Genomic DNA, 16,772 nt, shown 5'->3' with positions numbered 1-16,772 from the left:
GCGGCCGGTAGGCGAACGAATATCGCTGCAGTTTCAAACCGGACGGGTCGCTAACCGATCACGCGGTTGCGGCGCGGTGCAAGCGATCGTTGATTGCGGCACCGAGGCCGTCGGCAGGGATGGGGGCAACCGCAATCCGCGCTTGTTCCGAGTCATCGGCGAGGTGAAGAAGGTCGAAAAGGCGCGCTGCGGCTTCGACAAGGTCGCCGGATTCACTGAGGTTCGCGTCACCGGCCACCTGACCGAAGCCGATCAGGAATTCGTCGCTTAGCGGCTCACTAGCATTAAGGCGCAGTGGCTTCGACGGGGCGTAATGGCTCGCGAGCTGCCCAGGGGCTTCGATCTTGTCGCTGTGCCCTTCGACGGCTTGAGCGACTTCGATTGGACCGCGTCGGAGAAGTCTAAGAGGACCGCCGGTCGCGGCGATGATGGTCGATTCAAGGCCGCGCTCGGTCGGTCCGGCATCGACGATCAGCGGGATTCGACCGCCGAGGCTCTTCAAGACATGTTCGGCGCGGGTTGGGCTGATGCTCCCGCTGGCGTTGGCGGATGGCGCGGCCAGCGGGCGCCCAACCTCCTGCAGCAAAGCTTGCATTGCCGGATGGGCCGGGACCCGCAGAGCGATCGTCGGAAGGCCTGCTGTAACCAGTGAAGCGATCGGCGAGGTCAATCGAAGCGGCACGACGAGGGTCAGGGGGCCGGGCCAATATTGCTTGGCAAGGTCCACAGCCTCGGTCGAGAATTCTCCGATCTCCGTTGCCGAAGCCAGGTCAGGCACGTGGACGATTAACGGATTGAAGCCCGGACGTCCCTTCGCCTCATAGATTCGAGCAACCGCTCCGGCATTGGTCGCATCCGCCGCCAGGCCGTAGACCGTCTCCGTCGCGACCGCGACCGGCAGCCCATTACGAATAAGATCCGCCGCTTCGGCGATCGCGTCCGTACTATACGGCAGGATCCGGGTGGCATCTGGCATGGCGCCGCCGCTATAGACGCGGGCAGCCGCCATCAAGTGGAGCAAACATGAGCTTCGCAAGCCCAGTCAGTGACCAACGCCTTGTCCTTGATCATGTCGTGCGCATCGCCGAACTCGCGAAATCCAATCGCTTTGCCGAAGCGACGCCGGACATGGTCGATGCGGTGCTTCAAGGTGCCGCCGAATTCGCGGAGGGTGAGCTTGCGCCACTCAACACGGTGGGCGACCGCGAGGGATCGCGCTGGGTCGATGGTGCCGTGACGACGCCGCCAGGTTGGCGGGAAGCCTATGCGAGGTTTGTCGAAGGCGGATGGATGGGCCTCTCCGGACCCGTCGAGGCCGGCGGGCAGGGCCTTCCGAACAGCCTCTCGGCGGCGATGATGGAGGATTTCAACGCGGCCAACGTGGCCTTTGCGCTGTGCCCGATGCTTGGCCTTGGTGCCGTGGAGGCGATCGACGCGCATGGCTCGGACGACCTGAAACGCGAATATCTGTCCAAGATCGTCAGCGGTGAGTGGACTGCGACGATGAACCTGACCGAGCCTCAGGCCGGAAGCGACGTGGGTGCGCTCAAGTCGAAAGCCGTTCCCGCAGGGGACGGCAGCTGGAAAGTCAGCGGGACCAAGATCTTCATCACCTACGGGGAGCACGATCTCACCGACAACATCGTTCACATGGTGCTCGCCCGCACGCCCGGCGCTCCGGACGGCACGAAGGGGGTTTCCCTGTTCCTCGTTCCGAAGGTGCTTCCGGACGGCACTCCAAACGATCTCGGTTGCGTGTCCATCGAGCACAAGATGGGCATCCACGCGTCGCCGACGTGCGTGATGGCCTACGGGGAAGAGGGCGGCGCAACCGGCTGGCTGATCGGCCCTGAGCTGGGCGGCATGTCCGCAATGTTCACGATGATGAACAATGCCCGCCTGAATGTCGGCCTGCAGGGCGTCGGGCTCGCCGAGCGCGCGACCCAGCGCGCGGTCGCCTATGCGCTAGATCGCAAGCAGGGCGTGAGAGCGGGCCTGCCGGTGCGGATCGCCGATCATCCGGACGTCCGGCGGATGCTCGTCCGTATGCGCGCTCTGACCATCGCCGCACGCTCGCTAGCCTATTACGCTTTCGGCCAACTCGACCGCGCGAACGTCGGCGACGGCGAGGCCGGGTTGCGCGCTGACGTCCTGACGCCGTTGGTCAAAGGTTGGTGCACGGACGTCGGCTGCGAGGTGGCCAGCCTCGGCATCCAGGTCCACGGTGGCATGGGGTTCATCGAGGAAACCGGGGCCGCGCAGCATCTTCGGGATGCTCGTATCGCCCCGATCTACGAGGGTACGAACGGGATTCAGGCAGCAGACTTCGTCCAGCGAAAGATAGGCCTGGACGGCGGCGCGGCGTTCGACGGGCTGATCGCGGATATTCGGGCCGACGCGCAGCACAAGGAACTCATCCTGCTGACGGATGAGCTGGAAGTGCTGGTGGCGAGCGCGCGCAACGCCTCGCCGGATGACCGCCTAACGGCCAGCTACCCGCTGATGACCATGGCAGCTGTCCTGACAGCGGGCTGGCTGGTGGAGCGACTGGGACGAGCGATCAATGCCGGCGAAGGTGGTGGAGGCAATGCCGGCCGGCGCGCTGCGATCGAATATTTTCTGTCGGTGATCGTGCCGGAAGCGGTTGGTCTCGGCGCCGGTGCGGAAGCTACGGCCGAGATGATCTACCAAGCTCCCGCGGAGGAGCTGGCCTAGGCGCTCTGCCGTTCGGCGAGGTCGGCCGGATCGATGCCGAGGCGGGCCATGCGCTCGCGGATCGCCGGCCATTCCTGTTCGATGAAGCGCTTGCGCTCCCCGTCCCGCAGACGCGCGCGTGCGCCCGGCGCGACGAACAGGCCGACGCCGCGCCGAACAGTGACCAATCCTTCATCCTGGAAGCCCTGATACGCCTTGGCGACGGTCAGCGGGTTCGCCTGCTGCTCCGCTGCCAAAGCACGAACCGAGGGAAGGGGTCGCCGTCACGAAACTGTCCGGAAAGGATTGCGTCGGCAATTGTCTCGCGGAGGCGGACGTAGACCGGTTTCTCGTGACTCGTGCGAAGCGTCATGCTGTTCTAATACAGCACGTCGGATGTCTGGTCAATCTGCGGGCGACGCCCATTTCCGAACGACATGGCCCGGATCGGGACGCGGACGTTCCTCAAGCTCCCGTCCGGGGTTCCCAGAAAGATGAAGCCGACGATGCGTTCGCCCGGGCCCGCGAAGGCGGCGTTGACGGTCGGCGAATAGGCCCGCCAGCCCGTGATCCACCCCCGACATATCCCGCAGCGTGAGCGGCCGTGAGCAGGTTCATTGCCGCCGCCCCGGCCGAAAGCTCCTGCTCCCAGACCGGAATCTTGTGGTTCTGCACCGGCGATGAGACGAGAACGATCAACGCTTCACCTTGATGCGCGAATTCCTCTTCCTTCTCGTGATGTGCGTTTCCTGCCTGCGCATCCTCGGCATCGAGAGCCTTATGCAGAAGATTTGCGAGGGCGTTCCGCTGGTCCTTTCCGACGACGACGAAGCGCCAGGGCGCCAGCTTGCCGTGGTCAGGAACCCGCATCGCGATCTCGAGGATCTGCCGCAGCTCATCGTCTGAAGGACCGGGCCCAACCATTTCGCGCGGGCGGCCGGAACGGCGGGTCTTGAGCAAGGATAAGGTCGAGGAAAGGTCGTTAAGCATCGAGCCGTTCATCTAGGGAGGCCGGACGCCCGCAACAATCCGCTTCACAAGGAAGAATTGCCCGTTAGGGTCGCCGCCACTTGAGTACATCCGTGAGGGGAGACATCCGGATGGTCGATACACCGGCCGTAGAAGAACCTTTTTCGCCCGCTTCGGGGCGCACCAATCCAGCCAAGAAGGAAACCTGGTTCGGGCACCCGCGCCAGCTCGCTCGCCTCTTCACTACGGAGATGTGGGAGCGTTTCGGCTACTACGGCATGCGAGCGTTGCTGACGCTCTATCTGACCAAGCACTTTCTCTTCTCGGATCAGCAGGCGACCGGCCTCTACGGCGGCTACACGGCCCTCGTTTACCTGACCCCGCTAGTCGGTGGCTTCATCGCCGACCAGTATCTGGGCTCCAAGCGCTCCATCAAGTTCGGCGCCATTCTGATGGCGCTAGGCTATTTCACCCTCGCCTTTGGCGGTTCGGCGGCTAAGCCGATCGCGACGATCGATGGCCAGCGATACGAAGTTGTCCGCGACAATTTCGTCGACCGGCCGACGAGTGATCCGAACGAGGCGCGTTTCATCGTCGACGGAGGCCAGAAGCTCCTGATCCGGGGCAATGACGACGGATCCGTGTCGCTTCTGAATAATGGGCAGGAAGCGCGGCGACTTGCCAAAGGCACGGTCGAGTTCGGCGGCGAGCGCGACCCGCTGACGCTGACGATCATGTTGATCGCACTGTCGCTAGTTTCGGTGGGGAACGGCTTCTTCAAGCCGAACATTTCGACCATCGTCGGCGCACTGTATGATCAGGGCGACCGTCGCCGGGACAGCGGCTTCACCATCTTCTACATGGGCATCAATCTCGGCTCTATTGGCGGGCAGTTGCTCTGTCCCTTCCTTGCCGACTGGCTCGGTTGGTGGGCCGGTCTCAGCCTTGCCGGCGTCGGCATGCTGATCAGCTACGCCCTCATCCAGTTCGATGGCGGGCGCCTCGATGGCTATGGCGAGCGGCCCGCAGACGCGAAGAATCGCGACGTCGCCATCTACATCTGCGCATTGCTCGCGGTTCCCGTGTTCGTCTTCCTGTTCAGCAACCTGATGAACGCAACGGAGGCCGAACCTGGTTCGGGCTTCATCGGCTATCTCGCCTCGCTTCCGCTGATGGGCAAGCTGCTGTTCGGCACGTTCATCATCGCTGTGCCGGGAATCCTCGCCTGGTCTTTCGCGAAGGGAACGAAGCAGGAAGCGCAGATGATGACGGCGGCGATGATCCTCATCGTCTTCAACGTCTTCTTCTGGACCTTGTTTGAGCAGGCAGGATCGTCGCTGACCCTGTTCGCGGATCGCAACACCGATCGCAGCGTGTTCGGATTGTTCGCGATGTCGGCGCCGCAGACCCAGAACTTCAACCCGATCAGCATCGTGATCTTCGCGCCGTTGATGAGCCTGCTTTGGCTCGGATTGGCAAAGCGAGGCCTCGAGCCGTCCATACCGGTGAAGTTCTCGATCGCGCTCGTTGGCGTCGGAGCAGGATTCCTGTTCCTGGTGCTCGGAACGACGTTCGCCGGCCCGAGAACAATTGGCAGGTTGGCCTCTGGTGGCTCGCCGGCCTCTACCTGATCCATTCGCTCGCAGAATTGTGCATATCGCCGGTCGGATTGAGCATGATCACCAAATTGTCGATCGCCAGGGTGGTTGGCCTGATGATGGGGGTCTGGTTCCTCTCGATCTCGGTTGCGCAATATGTCGCAGGCGTCGTCGCGCAGTTCGCGAGCGTCGAGACGGTGGGCGGTCAGGTCACCAACCTGAAGGTCAGCCTCGACACCTACGCAGCGACGTTCACGACCATCGCCTGGATCGCCATCGGCGCCGGTGTCGTCCTCTTCCTCCTGAGCTTCCCGCTCAAGAAGTGGATGCATGGTGTCAAATAAGTGGGTGACGGCGGCCTGTGCCGCCGCTGCCTTCCTTGCGTCCGGATGCGCGCAGACGCCGCCGCCCAAGAAAGCGGCGCCGCCTGTGCGGATCAACCAGGACCCGTATCCGTCGACCTACCAGCGCTACCCGGGAGCCGTGACCGCAATCCGCGGCGCGACTATCTTCGACGGGGAAGGCGGTCGCATCGAAAACGGCACGGTCGTTCTCGCCGATGGCGTGGTTCAGGCGATCGGTGGAGCCGACACGCCGGTTCCTGAGGGTGCCTATCAGGTCGATGGTACCGGCAAGTTCGTAACGCCCGGCATTATCGATGTGCACAGCCACCTCGGCGACTACCCGTCGCCCGGAGTCCCAGCACACAGCGATGGCAATGAGGCGACCAGCCCGGTTCGGCCTGAGGTCTGGCGGAACACAGCGTGTGGCCGCAGGACCCCGGCTTCAGCCGGGCCCTGATGAACGGTGGCGTCACGGCGCTGCAGATCCTTCCGGGGTCGGCAAACCTGTTCGGCGGTCGGTCCGTCACGCTGAAGAACGTCCCCGCGCGGACTGTGCAGGGGATGAAGTTCCCCGGCGCTCCTTACGGTCTGAAGATGGCATGCGGTGAAAACCCGAAGCGCGTTTACGGATCCAAGAGCCAGATGCCCCAGACTCGGATGGGGAACATCGCGGTGGATCGCGCGACATGGATCAAGGCGCAGGCCTACAAGCGCAAATGGGATCGCTATAATAAGACCGGCGGTGATATGCCGGAGCGCGATCTGGCGATGGACACGCTGATGGGCGTGCTGAACGGCCAGATCCTGGTGCACAACCACTGCTACCGCGCCGACGAAATGGCCATCATGATCGATATGTCGAAGGAATTCGGCTACAAGATCACGGCCTTCCATCACGCTGTCGAAGCCTACAAGGTTGCCGATCTTTTAGCCGCCAACGGCATTTGCGCGGCGATGTGGGCCGACTGGTGGGGCTTCAAGATGGAAGCCTATGACGGAATGAAGGAAAACATCCCGCTGGTCGACCATGCCGGCGCCTGCGCGATCGTCCACTCCGACGATCCGAACGGCATCCAGCGATTGAACCAGGAGGCAGCGAAGGCGCTCGCCGACGGGCGTCGCATGGGTCTGTCCATCAGCGATGAGCACGCCTGGACCTGGCTCAGCTACAATCCGGCCAAGGCGCTGGGCATTGCCGACAAGACCGGCAGCCTGAAGCAAGGCAAGATGGCCGACGTCGTCCTGTGGAACGCCAATCCGTTCAGCACCTACGCCCGCCCTGAGCGCGTGTGGATCGACGGCGCGCTCATGTACTTCAGCGGCAACCCGCGGATGAAGCCCGTCAGCGACTTCGAGCTCGGACAGCCGGGCGAGGGAGACGTCAAGTGATCCGCGTGCTCATCGCCTGCGCGCTCCTTGCAACAGCGGCTCCGGTCGCCGCGCAGACGATCGCAATCACGGGCGGCACCGTTGCGCTCGGAGACGGCTCCGAGCCCATAACGGGCGGCACTGTCGTCATCCGCAATGGACGCATCGTCGCTGCCGGCGCCAACGTGCGCATTCCGCCCGGAGCGGAGGTCGTCGACGCCCGGGGCAAGTGGGTTACGCCCGGCATCGTCGCCGGCTTCTCACGCCTTGGCCTGAGCGAAGTCGATCTTTCCGGGCCGCTAACCGACGACAAGGCCCAGAACGGTCCGTTCGGAGCGGCGATCGACGTCGCCCCGGGTATCAATCCGTCCGACACGGCCATCTCGGTGAACCGGGCCGACGGGGTTACGCGCGCGATCGTGGCGCCGAACGTCGCCCGCAGCATCTTTGCCGGGCAGGGCGCAGTGATCGACCTCGGTGCCGACATGGAGCCGATCACGCGCGCTCGCGCCTTCCAATTTGTCGAGCTTGGGGAAACAGGCGGCAACACGGCGGGCGGGTCGCGGCCGTCCGCGTACATCCAGTTCCGCAACGCACTCCGCGAGGCGAGGGAACTGGGCCGATATTCCGGCTCGATCGCGTCGTCGGGCAGGGCGGTCGAAAACCAGGCCGACCAGCCGATCGTCCGCAACCCGAACGAGTCGCGCCTCTATGGGCCGGATGCACGACGAAGCGACGACGTGCTTCTCACCCGATATGATGCCGTGGCACTGGTGCCTGTGCTGCAGGGACGGCAGGCGCTGCTGGTTCACGTCGAGCGGGCTCGCGACATCCTCAACGTTCTGAGCCTGAAGCGTGACTATCCCGCGTTGAAGATCGTACTTGTCGGAGCGACGGAAGGTTGGCTGGTCGCCGACAAGATCGCTGCCGCGAACGTGCCGGTTATCGCTTCTGCGGTGAACGACTTGCCCGCGAACTTCGAACAGATCGCTGCGACCCAGTCGAATGTCGGAAGAATGCGGAATGCCGGCGTGCGCGTGGCCATCGGCATGATCGATGACAACGATACCCGCTACTTGTTCAACCAGCGGCAATATGCCGGCAATCTCGTTGCATTGAGAGATGTGCCGGGCGCCAGCGGAGTGCGCTGGGGTGAGGCATTGGCAATGATCACCTCGGGTCCCGCCGAGGCTCTTGGAATGGGTCGAGATATCGGCAGCCTCACGCCTGGCCGCCGAGCCGATGTCGTCATTTGGTCTGGAGACCCACTTCAGGTATCGTCCAACGCAGACGCGGTATTCATCGACGGGGTGCAACAGCCGATGGACACGAGGCAGACCAAGCTGCGCGACCGGTACAGAGACCTGAGCCGCGACGTGCTTCCTGAGGCTTACACGCGGTGACTCCGCAGGCCGGACTGTTCCTGTCCTGCATCGCCTTCGTCGGTCTTCATCTCCTTTGGTCGCACCCCATGCGTTCCTGGATGGTCAGCCATTTGGGGGAACGCGGCTTCCAACTCGTCTATTCGCTCCAGTCGCTGCTGTTCTTCGGACTGATGATCTATTTCTACCATGCCATCGGACGGGAGCCGCCCAACTGGCAGTTCGGCGCATGGGTTTGGCCTGTCGGGACCGTCTTGATGTGGCTGGCTTCGATCCTTTTCGTCGGCTCCTTCATCAGCAATCCGGCGCTTCCGGGCGCTCGCCTCGAGCGCGGGCGAATTCCGGGAGGCGTCTTCACTATCACCCGCCACCCATGATGTGGAGCTTCGCGCTCTGGGCGATCGTGCACTTCCTTGTGATCGCCACCATGAAGGCGCTCGTATTCGACACCGCCATTTTCGTCCTCGCGGTCGTTGGATCGGTGGGCAGGATGCGAAGAAGCGGAAGCTGATGGGCGAGCACTTCCACGAATGGCTGGCCCAGACCGCCTTCATTCCATTCACAAAGGGTGCGAAGTGGCCGGGCACGACCGCAGTCCTCGGCGGGACATTGCTGTTCCTGGTCGCCACCTGGCTTCACCCCGGGCCGGTCGGCATTTGGAGTTGGGTTGGCTGACCACTCGCACTGCTGAACCAGCCGCGCTAAACCGATTTCAATGACACGCAAATTCTTCGGTACCGACGGTATCCGCGGCCTGACCAATAGCGAGCCGATGACGGCCGAAACGGCGCTTCGCGTCGGGCAGGCAGCAGGTGCTCACTTCCTCCGCGGCGATCACCGCCATCGTGTCGTGATCGGCAAAGACACGCGCCTCAGCGGCTACATGATGGAATCGGCGATGGTCGCCGGTTTCACCTCCGTGGGCATGGACGTGGTGCTGCTCGGGCCGATGCCTACGCCGGCGGTGGCGATGCTGACACGGTCGATGCGCGCGGATATCGGCGTGATGATCTCCGCCTCGCACAACCCGTTCGCCGACAATGGCATCAAGCTATTCGGGCCGGATGGCTACAAGCTCAGTGACAAGACCGAGCAGGCCATCGAAGCGAAGATCGAAAAGGGCGTGAAGCTCGTCGCTGCGGAGAAGATCGGGCGGGCCCGCCGTATCGACGATGCCCGTGGGCGGTACATTCACCATGTGAAGTCGACATTTCCGGAACGGCTTCGCCTGGACGGCCTCAAAATCGTTGTCGATTGCGCGAATGGCGCCGCCTACCACGTCGCTCCGGAGGCTCTGTGGGAGCTCGGCGCCGACGTCATCCCGATCGGCGTGAAGCCGGACGGCCTCAACATCAACGCCGAATGCGGATCGACCAAGCCCCAGCTGTTGCAGGAAACGGTCGTCGCGAGCGGTGCTCACATCGGCATCGCGCTCGACGGCGACGCCGATCGCCTGATCCTGGTCGACGAGAAGGGACGCATCATCGACGGCGACCAGATGATGGCGCTGGTCGGGCTCGACCTTCAACGTCGCGGCGAGCTTCGCGGCGGTTCGGTCGTCGCGACGGTCATGTCCAACCTCGGGCTGGAACGCCGGCTTCAGCAGGAGGGGATTGGGCTCATCCGAACCGCAGTCGGCGACCGCTACGTTCTGGAGGCGATGCGGGAGAAGAAGTGCAATGTCGGCGGGGAGCAGTCCGGTCACATCATCCTGAGCGACCATTCGACCACCGGCGACGGGCTGGTCGCCGCACTCCAGGTGCTTGCCGCGCTGGTCGATAGCGGCAAGCCCTCAAGCGAGGTCCTGCACCTGTTCGACCCGGTGCCGCAGCTGCTGAGGAATGTGCGCTTCAACGGCGGCAAGGCGCCGCTCGAAACCGACCGCGTCCAGCAGCGGATTGCCGCCGCCGAAGCGGAGCTTGAGGGGCGTGGTCGCCTCGTCATCCGCAAGTCGGGCACCGAACCTCTCATCCGGGTCATGGCCGAAGGCGACGACCCCAAGCTCGTCGAGCGGCTGGTCGACGACATCTGCGAGGCGGTACAAAGCGCAGCGTGAACCCTTTCTTCGCAATTAGACGCGAAACCGGGACGCTGTGCGCATGGACAGTTTCGCCCCGTACGGCGCCCGAAGCGCCGCAATGACCGCGAAGCCCGCGCGAGTCCTCGTCATCGCCGGCTCGGATTCCGGCGGGGGCGCCGGCATCCAGGCCGACATCAAGACAATCACGATGCTCGGCGGCCATGCGATGACCGCGGTGACGGCCGTGACCGCGCAGAACACGACGGGAGTGACCGCCGTGCACCCGGTCCCGGCCGAGGTGATCCTCGCCCAGATCGACGCGGTCATCGAGGATATTGGCGTCGACGCGGTGAAGATCGGAATGATCGGCAGCGTCTTTGCCGCGGAGCAGCTCGCTCTGAGGCTTCAACGGCTCAAGGCAGAGAATCCCGATCTCCCGATCGTCTTTGACCCGGTCATGGTCGCGACGAGCGGATCCTCGCTGGCCGACGACGCCACGATCGCCGCTTTCGGCCCTTTGATGGACCTTGCGACGATCGTCACGCCCAACCTGCCGGAGCTCGCGCGGCTCAGCAATCAGGATGACCCGGTCGCTGCCGCTCTCGGACTCGTGGGCGATCACGGTTGCGCGGTGCTGATCAAAGGTGGTCACGAGGAAGGCGACACGCTCGCCGATGCACTGATCGAAACCGACAACATGACCAGCTGGCAGGGCCAGCGGATCGACACCACCAGCACGCACGGCACCGGCTGCACGCTGGCGAGCGCGATTGCCTGCCTTCTGGGGCAGGGCGACAGTTTGACGTCAGCGGTGGAGCGAGCGCGGACCTTTGTCCGGGTGGCGCTCTATGCAGCGCCGGACCTCGGGCATGGCTCGGGCCCTGTAGGGTCGACCAATGTCCGCCTGGACGTGGGTCCGGGACCGCGGCTCAACCAGGTGACGCTGACGGTGAAGGATTACGCCAAGTCCGTCGATTTCTATTCGAAGCTCGGCCTCAAGCAGATCGTCGACAGCCCGGAAAACTCCTACGCCCGGTTCGAGACGTTTGGCGGAGCGACCCTGTCGATCCAGGCCGATCCGGACGAGAAGATCTCGGCGACGACCGCCGTCTACCTCGAATGCGACGACCTCGATGCCCGCGTGGAGCGGCTCGCCCGCCTCGGTATTCTGTTCGAGCATGCGCCGCGCAACCAGCCGTGGATGTGGCGCGAGGCCCGCCTTCGCGACCCGTCGGGTAACATCATTTTCCTCTACAAGGCGGGGGAAGCGCGCCGCTTCCCGCCCTGGCGCGTCGAGTAGTTGTTGCGCTCCTGCGAAGGCAGGGGCCCAGTTTCTTGTGGAAAATCAGCGATAGGTCACTGGACCCCTGCCTTCGCAGGGGTACACAAGTGACTCAATGCCTCGCCGCTGCTCCTTCAAGATCGAGCTGGACTTCCCGCAGCCGCTTGCCGGCGTGGATGAGGCCGGCTGCGCCCCGCTTGCGGGCCGGTGGTCGCAGCGGCCTGTATCCTCGACCGCAACAAATTTCCGCGCGGCATCGACGATTCCAAGAACTTGCCGCTGGAAAAGCGCGAGGCGCTTTATGCCAAGCTGACCAAGGTCGCGGCATTTGGCGTCGGCGTCGCCAGCGTGGAAGAGATCGACACGATCAACATCTACTGGGCGCGCATGTTGGCAATGAGCCGGGCGGTCGAGGCACTCGGTATCGAGCCGGCGTGGGTGCTCGTCGATGGCAACGCGACTCCGAAATGGCAGCGGCCGTCCAAGGCGATCGTCGACGGCGACGCCAAGTGCCGCTCCATCGCCGCCGCCTCGATCATCGCCAAGGTCACTCGCGATCGCATGATGGTGCAGCACGCGGAGACTTATCCCGGTTACGGATGGGAGCGGAATCGCGGCTATCCGACGCCCCATCACCGACGGGCCTTGCGCGAGCTTGGACCGACGCCTTTACACCGCCGCAGCTTCGGTCTGGTTCGCGATATGCTCGCCGCAGCTGCTCAACCGGAGTTGCAACTTCCGGAAATCGCAATCGCGAGTCCTTTGAGTCACACCACCACAGGTTGAGTCTCGGGAGTCCCAGGAGACTCAACATCTTGTGGTCGAGTCTTAGCGGACTCTCTTCGTTCTCAACCACCTCCAGGCGGCGTTAACCTCTGTTCGCTTGACCGCGAGTCAGGCCTGACTCACTTTTCACCGCAAGGGGAGTTGCATGAACTTGATCGCCCGCATTGCGGAGACACAGGGCGCGCTGCGCCCGCGCACCAGTCCGGCGAAGCGAGAGCTTCCGCTCGACCAGATCCTGATGGGCGACTGCATCGCCGAGATGGCGCGCCTGCCCGACAAGTCGGTCGACATGATCTTCGCCGATCCGCCCTATAACCTCCAGCTGGGCGGTGACCTGTTCCGCCCGAAGGCAGCCGAGTCGATGCCGTAGATGACGAATGGGACAAGTTCGACAGCCTTGCCGCCTATGATGATTTCACGCGCGAGTGGCTCGCCGAGGCCCGCCGCATCCTCAAGGACAACGGCACGATCTGGGTGATCGGCAGCTACCACAACATCTTCCGTGTCGGCTCTCTGCTTCAGGATGCTGAATTCTGGATCCTGAATGACGTGATCTGGCGCAAGGCCAACCCGATGCCGAACTTCCGCGGCACGCGCTTCACCAACGCCCACGAGACCCTGATCTGGTGCGCCAAGGACGAGAAGGCGCGCTACACGTTCAACTATCGCGCGATGAAGGCGCTCAACGACGACTTGCAGATGCGGTCCGATTGGGTGCTGCCGATTTGCAGCGGGCAGGAGCGGGTGAAGGACGACGAGGGCATCAAGGCCCATCCGACGCAGAAGCCCGAGGCCTTGCTCTATCGTATCCTACTGGCCTGCACGAAGCCGGGCGACGTCGTGCTCGATCCGTTCTTCGGCACCGGCACGACGGGTGCAGTGGCTCGCCGTCTCGGGCGCCGCTGGATCGGCATCGAGCGCGAGAAGTCCTACGTGAAGGTCGCCTTGCAGCGCATCGAATCTACTCTACCGCTCGATGAGAGCGCGATGCAGGTGGTGCCGGACAAGCGCTCTGCGCCTCGCGTGGCCTTCGGGCTTCTAGTCGAATCCGGAATGGTCGCGCCCGGGTCGATGCTGACCGACAGCAAGCGCCGCTGGCAGGCCAAGGTTTGCGCTGACGGATCGCTCGTGTGTGACGCGCACGCCGGCTCCATCCACAAGGTCGGCGCTGCGCTACAGGGTGCTCCATCGTGCAACGGCTGGAGTTTCTGGCACGTTGAGGACGGTGGAAAGCTGCAGCCGATCGATGCGCTTCGGCAAAGGCACTTGGCCGGTCTCAGCTAAGGTGCCATTGCTCGCACCCGAATGAGCGACACACCCAATTTCGCAGTCGTGATCCTAGCGGCAGGGCAGGGCACCCGCATGCGCTCGGACACGCATAAGGTCCTGCATCCGATCGCCGGCAAGGCGCTGCTGATGCACTTGCTCGACAGCGTCGATCGCCTCGGCGCCGAAAAGCGTGTCGTGGTAGTCGGCAAAGGACGCGACCAGGTAGAGAAGGCGCTTGTGGGGCGTGACGTTCTGATTGCGCATCAGGCAGAGCAGAAAGGTACGGCCCACGCCGTTCAGCAAGCGAGGGACGCGCTGTCGGGGTATGATGGATCGGTCCTGATCCTCTACGGCGACACGCCGTTCGTTGAGCCCGATACGCTGAAGCGCATGCTTGATCGGCTCGACGGGCAGGATGGACCTGGAGTGGTCGTGCTCGCGTCGACTCCCGACGACCCGCTCAATTATGGCCGTATCATTCTCGGCGAGGGCGACTGCATCGCCAAAATGGTCGAGTTCAAGGACGCGACCGACGACGAGCGGGCGGTTCGCTTGTGCAACAGCGGCATGATGGCCGTCCGCGCAGCCGACCTGTTCCGCTGGCTCGACGAGGTCGGCAACGACAATGCCGCCGGGGAATATTATCTGCCCGACGTCGTCAACATCGCGGCTGCCGAAGGACGTGACGCGGTCGTCATCGAAGGTGACCCTTACGAAACCGCAGGAGTGAATAGCCGCGCGGAACTGGCGCACCTCGAACTCGACTGGCAGCGCCGCCGCCGCGAGCGAGCACTGCAGGACGGCGCGACCCTAATCGATCCGGAGAGCGTCTGGTTCGCCGCCGACACCAAGCTCGGCCGCGACGTCACAGTGGAACCGCACGTAGTGTTCGGCCCGGCGTCGAAATCGCGGACGGGGCGACCATCAAGGCATTCAGCCACATCGAGGGCGCTATCGTTGCGACCAAAGCGGTGATCGGACCTTTTGCGCGGCTTCGCCCAGGTGCGAAGATCGGCGAGAAGGCCAAGGTTGGAAACTTTGTCGAAGTGAAAAAGGCTGTGCTGGGCCCAGGCGCGAAGGCGAACCACCTTTCATACATCGGGATGCAGACGTTGGCGCGGATGCCAACATCGGCGCCGGCACAATCACCTGTAACTACGACGGCTTCGGCAAGTACAGCACGGTGATCGGTGCTGGCGCCTTCATCGGCTCCAACACGGCGCTGGTTGCGCCGGTCAACGTCGGGGAAGGCGCGATCATCGGTGCCGGTTCAGTCATCACCAAGGATGTCGCTGCCGACAGCCTCGCCGTTGAACGCAGCGATCAGAAGGGCATAGCCGGCTGGGCCAAGCGCTTCCGGGAGCGGATGGCGAAGAAAGCCAACTAGCCGTCCGCGCCATCCGCCGCCTTATCGGTCTTAGCTCGTCGAGCCGGTCTGCTTGGCGAAATTCTCCGTCGCTTCGGTGAAGTTCTTCTGGAAGATGCTGACGAGCTCCGCGTCTGCCTCTGTCGTGTCTTCGCCTTTCTTGGCCGGGAAGATCTTGAGGCCATTCCCGCCTGTCGTCTTCTTGATCCGCGGCGCCCCAGTGCTCGCGTCGAACTGCCGCAGGATGAAAGACGTCCTGAGCGAGCGGCCCCACATCGCCGCCTTGGTGTAAAGCACGTCGGTGACGATCAACTCCGAATAGCAAGACGCCTTCGAGTCCGAGCGGCGGGTCAGGATCTTGTTGACCGTCTTGCGGTCGAGCGCCTCCTCGTGCGTTACAATCTTGGATGCAGGCAGCTTGAGAAGCGCGATGAGATCGAGCTTCTGAAGCGCGTCAAGCTGACCTCCCGGGTCGAGAGCGGACGCCATTTGCGAGCGGCGCGCCTTGTCGCCGTCCGCATGGATGGCGGCATCCAGCAGACCGCCTCCAAGCCATCCCGTCGTCATCGCCTGGAACCGCTCCGCCGGCCAGATGTGCAGTTCGCACTTCGGCTCATCGGCGACGGGAGCCGCGGCCGCCGTGACAACGGGTGACGGTGAGGTTTCCTGGACAGTCGAGGCTTCAGAAGATGCGGGTGCTGAAGGTGCCGCTTCGGATGTCACAGTCTCTGGCGCAGGCGCCGGAGCGACCTCCTGTGCAATCGCCGGACCGGCGGTGATCAGTGCCGCGCTGAGTAGATACATGAATTTCAAGATCTTCTCCCCTCACTTACGCTTTTGCTTTGCTGAATTCTGCAGCAGTTCCTCAACTGCTCCCCGATAAGCCGCCTCGACGATCTGAGTCGCTTTCTCTGCCTCCGCGGGTGACCGAAGCTGGAATCCGGGCATCGGGCGGCGCCGTAGCTGCTGAAGGTCGAGACTTGCGTGCCGTTTTCGAAGCGTCGAACGACTCCAAAAACGCGAACGGACCGCTCGGCGAGACCGCCGCGCTCAAGCATGATTTGCGGGAGCATGACTTCCACCGTGCAGGCGGCGGTCGACGGAGCCTTCGGGCCAGCCGCGATCGCTTCTCGGCGAGTGAGGAAGTTGGCATGGATCACCCGAGAAGTCTCGGAAATACCGAGAACGTGACCGACCACCACTTCGCTCAAGATCTCGCCCTGACGCCTCGGTGTCAGCCAATCGAGCGGACGGCCGGCCATCTCGTAATAATGCTTCAAATCTTGGTCGACGCGCTTGGTGGCGTCGAAATCCTCACCGACGCTGTGCACCCCATCAGCCGGGTAGATATGGACTTCGCATTGCGTGGACGTCTGCGCATTCGCCGCGCACGCAAGAACGCCTGTGCTCGCAAGCGCGAGCGCCCCAAACTTGAACAAACTCACAAACGGCCCCCTACCGATGTCTCAAGCCTAACAGCCAATTGCAGCCTTGGAAGAGGCTTTGTGACCGGCATAAGGCCGGCGCGCGCAAGAACCTGATCGCGGCCCTCTCCAGCCGAACTTCGGGTCAGCGGCCAGACTTTGTTCCGTCCGAACTAGAGCTATCCCGCAGAACAGCTCGGCTGATGTGCGTTAAGAGTTGGACGGTACCGCTGTAGAACAAGCCCAATATGGACCAGTTTACATCCATAA

At 63.4% G+C, this 16,772-nt stretch carries 8 protein-coding genes and 8 pseudogenes; 11 read left to right on the top strand and 5 right to left on the bottom strand.

What is annotated here, in order from left to right; all coding sequences use genetic code 11:
* Positions 1-58 precede the first annotated feature (58 nt).
* Complete coding sequence (locus H9L15_RS11920; RefSeq protein WP_187714220.1) at positions 59-976, bottom strand: L-threonylcarbamoyladenylate synthase; 918 nt, start codon at positions 974-976, stop codon at positions 59-61.
* Between the two features lie 47 nt (positions 977-1,023).
* On the opposite strand from H9L15_RS11920, the gene H9L15_RS11915 reads away from it, so the two are divergent.
* The gene (locus H9L15_RS11915; RefSeq protein ID WP_187714219.1) at positions 1,024-2,715 is read left to right on the top strand and encodes an acyl-CoA dehydrogenase family protein; all 1,692 of its coding nucleotides are present in this window, start codon (positions 1,024-1,026) and stop codon (positions 2,713-2,715) included.
* Here the strand turns inward: H9L15_RS11915 and H9L15_RS11910 are convergent.
* A pseudogene (locus H9L15_RS11910) lies at positions 2,712-3,067 on the bottom strand (GntR family transcriptional regulator). The gene H9L15_RS11915 and the pseudogene H9L15_RS11910 overlap by 4 nt on opposite strands.
* A gap of 31 nt (positions 3,068-3,098) precedes the next feature.
* Positions 3,099-3,684, bottom strand: a pseudogene (locus H9L15_RS11905) (nitroreductase family protein).
* A 110-nt stretch (positions 3,685-3,794) separates the two neighbouring features.
* On the opposite strand from H9L15_RS11905, the pseudogene H9L15_RS11900 reads away from it, so the two are divergent.
* The 10 genes and pseudogenes from H9L15_RS11900 (at position 3,795) to glmU (ending at position 15,099) form a co-directional block, all read left to right on the top strand.
* Positions 3,795-5,605 (top strand): annotated as a pseudogene (locus tag H9L15_RS11900) (peptide MFS transporter).
* Positions 5,592-6,994: pseudogene (locus H9L15_RS11895) on the top strand (amidohydrolase). Before H9L15_RS11900 ends, H9L15_RS11895 begins: the two co-directional pseudogenes overlap by 14 nt.
* Positions 6,991-8,376 (top strand): amidohydrolase family protein, encoded by a 1,386-nt coding sequence (locus tag H9L15_RS11890; RefSeq protein ID WP_187714218.1) that lies wholly within the window; start codon positions 6,991-6,993, stop codon positions 8,374-8,376. The pseudogene H9L15_RS11895 and the gene H9L15_RS11890 overlap by 4 nt, the downstream one beginning before the upstream one ends.
* A 68-nt stretch (positions 8,377-8,444) precedes the next feature.
* Positions 8,445-8,866, top strand: a pseudogene (locus H9L15_RS20445) (NnrU family protein).
* Complete coding sequence (locus tag H9L15_RS11875; RefSeq protein WP_187714215.1) at positions 8,866-9,030, top strand: hypothetical protein; 165 nt, start codon at positions 8,866-8,868, stop codon at positions 9,028-9,030. The pseudogene H9L15_RS20445 and the gene H9L15_RS11875 overlap by 1 nt, the downstream one beginning before the upstream one ends.
* Positions 9,031-9,070: 40 nt before the next feature.
* Positions 9,071-10,411 carry a phosphoglucosamine mutase gene (glmM, locus tag H9L15_RS11870; RefSeq protein ID WP_187714214.1) on the top strand — a complete coding sequence of 447 codons (1,341 nt, stop codon included), beginning with the start codon at positions 9,071-9,073 and terminating at the stop codon, positions 10,409-10,411.
* A 43-nt stretch (positions 10,412-10,454) separates the two neighbouring features.
* Positions 10,455-11,675, top strand: a complete 1,221-nt coding sequence (thiD, locus tag H9L15_RS11865; RefSeq protein WP_223276208.1) for a bifunctional hydroxymethylpyrimidine kinase/phosphomethylpyrimidine kinase — start codon at positions 10,455-10,457, stop codon at positions 11,673-11,675.
* A gap of 97 nt (positions 11,676-11,772) precedes the next feature.
* Positions 11,773-12,443: pseudogene (locus tag H9L15_RS11860) on the top strand (ribonuclease HII).
* A gap of 145 nt (positions 12,444-12,588) precedes the next feature.
* Positions 12,589-13,727: pseudogene (locus tag H9L15_RS11855) on the top strand (DNA methyltransferase).
* A gap of 21 nt (positions 13,728-13,748) precedes the next feature.
* Positions 13,749-15,099, top strand: a pseudogene (glmU, locus tag H9L15_RS11850) (bifunctional UDP-N-acetylglucosamine diphosphorylase/glucosamine-1-phosphate N-acetyltransferase GlmU).
* Between the two features lie 30 nt (positions 15,100-15,129).
* Here glmU and H9L15_RS11845 read toward each other — a convergent pair.
* Complete coding sequence (locus H9L15_RS11845) at positions 15,130-15,891, bottom strand: hypothetical protein (RefSeq protein WP_187714213.1); 762 nt, start codon at positions 15,889-15,891, stop codon at positions 15,130-15,132.
* Complete coding sequence (locus tag H9L15_RS11840; RefSeq protein ID WP_187714212.1) at positions 15,888-16,523, bottom strand: hypothetical protein; 636 nt, start codon at positions 16,521-16,523, stop codon at positions 15,888-15,890. Before H9L15_RS11840 ends, H9L15_RS11845 begins: the two co-directional genes overlap by 4 nt.
* Positions 16,524-16,772 lie beyond the last annotated feature (249 nt).

Origin of the sequence: Sphingomonas daechungensis (assembly GCF_014489495.1) — a bacterium.
Classification (GTDB): Bacteria; Pseudomonadota; Alphaproteobacteria; order Sphingomonadales; family Sphingomonadaceae; genus Sphingomicrobium; species Sphingomicrobium daechungense.
Note: the sequence above shows the minus strand (reverse complement) of the source record. Positions and strands in the feature narration are given on the sequence as shown.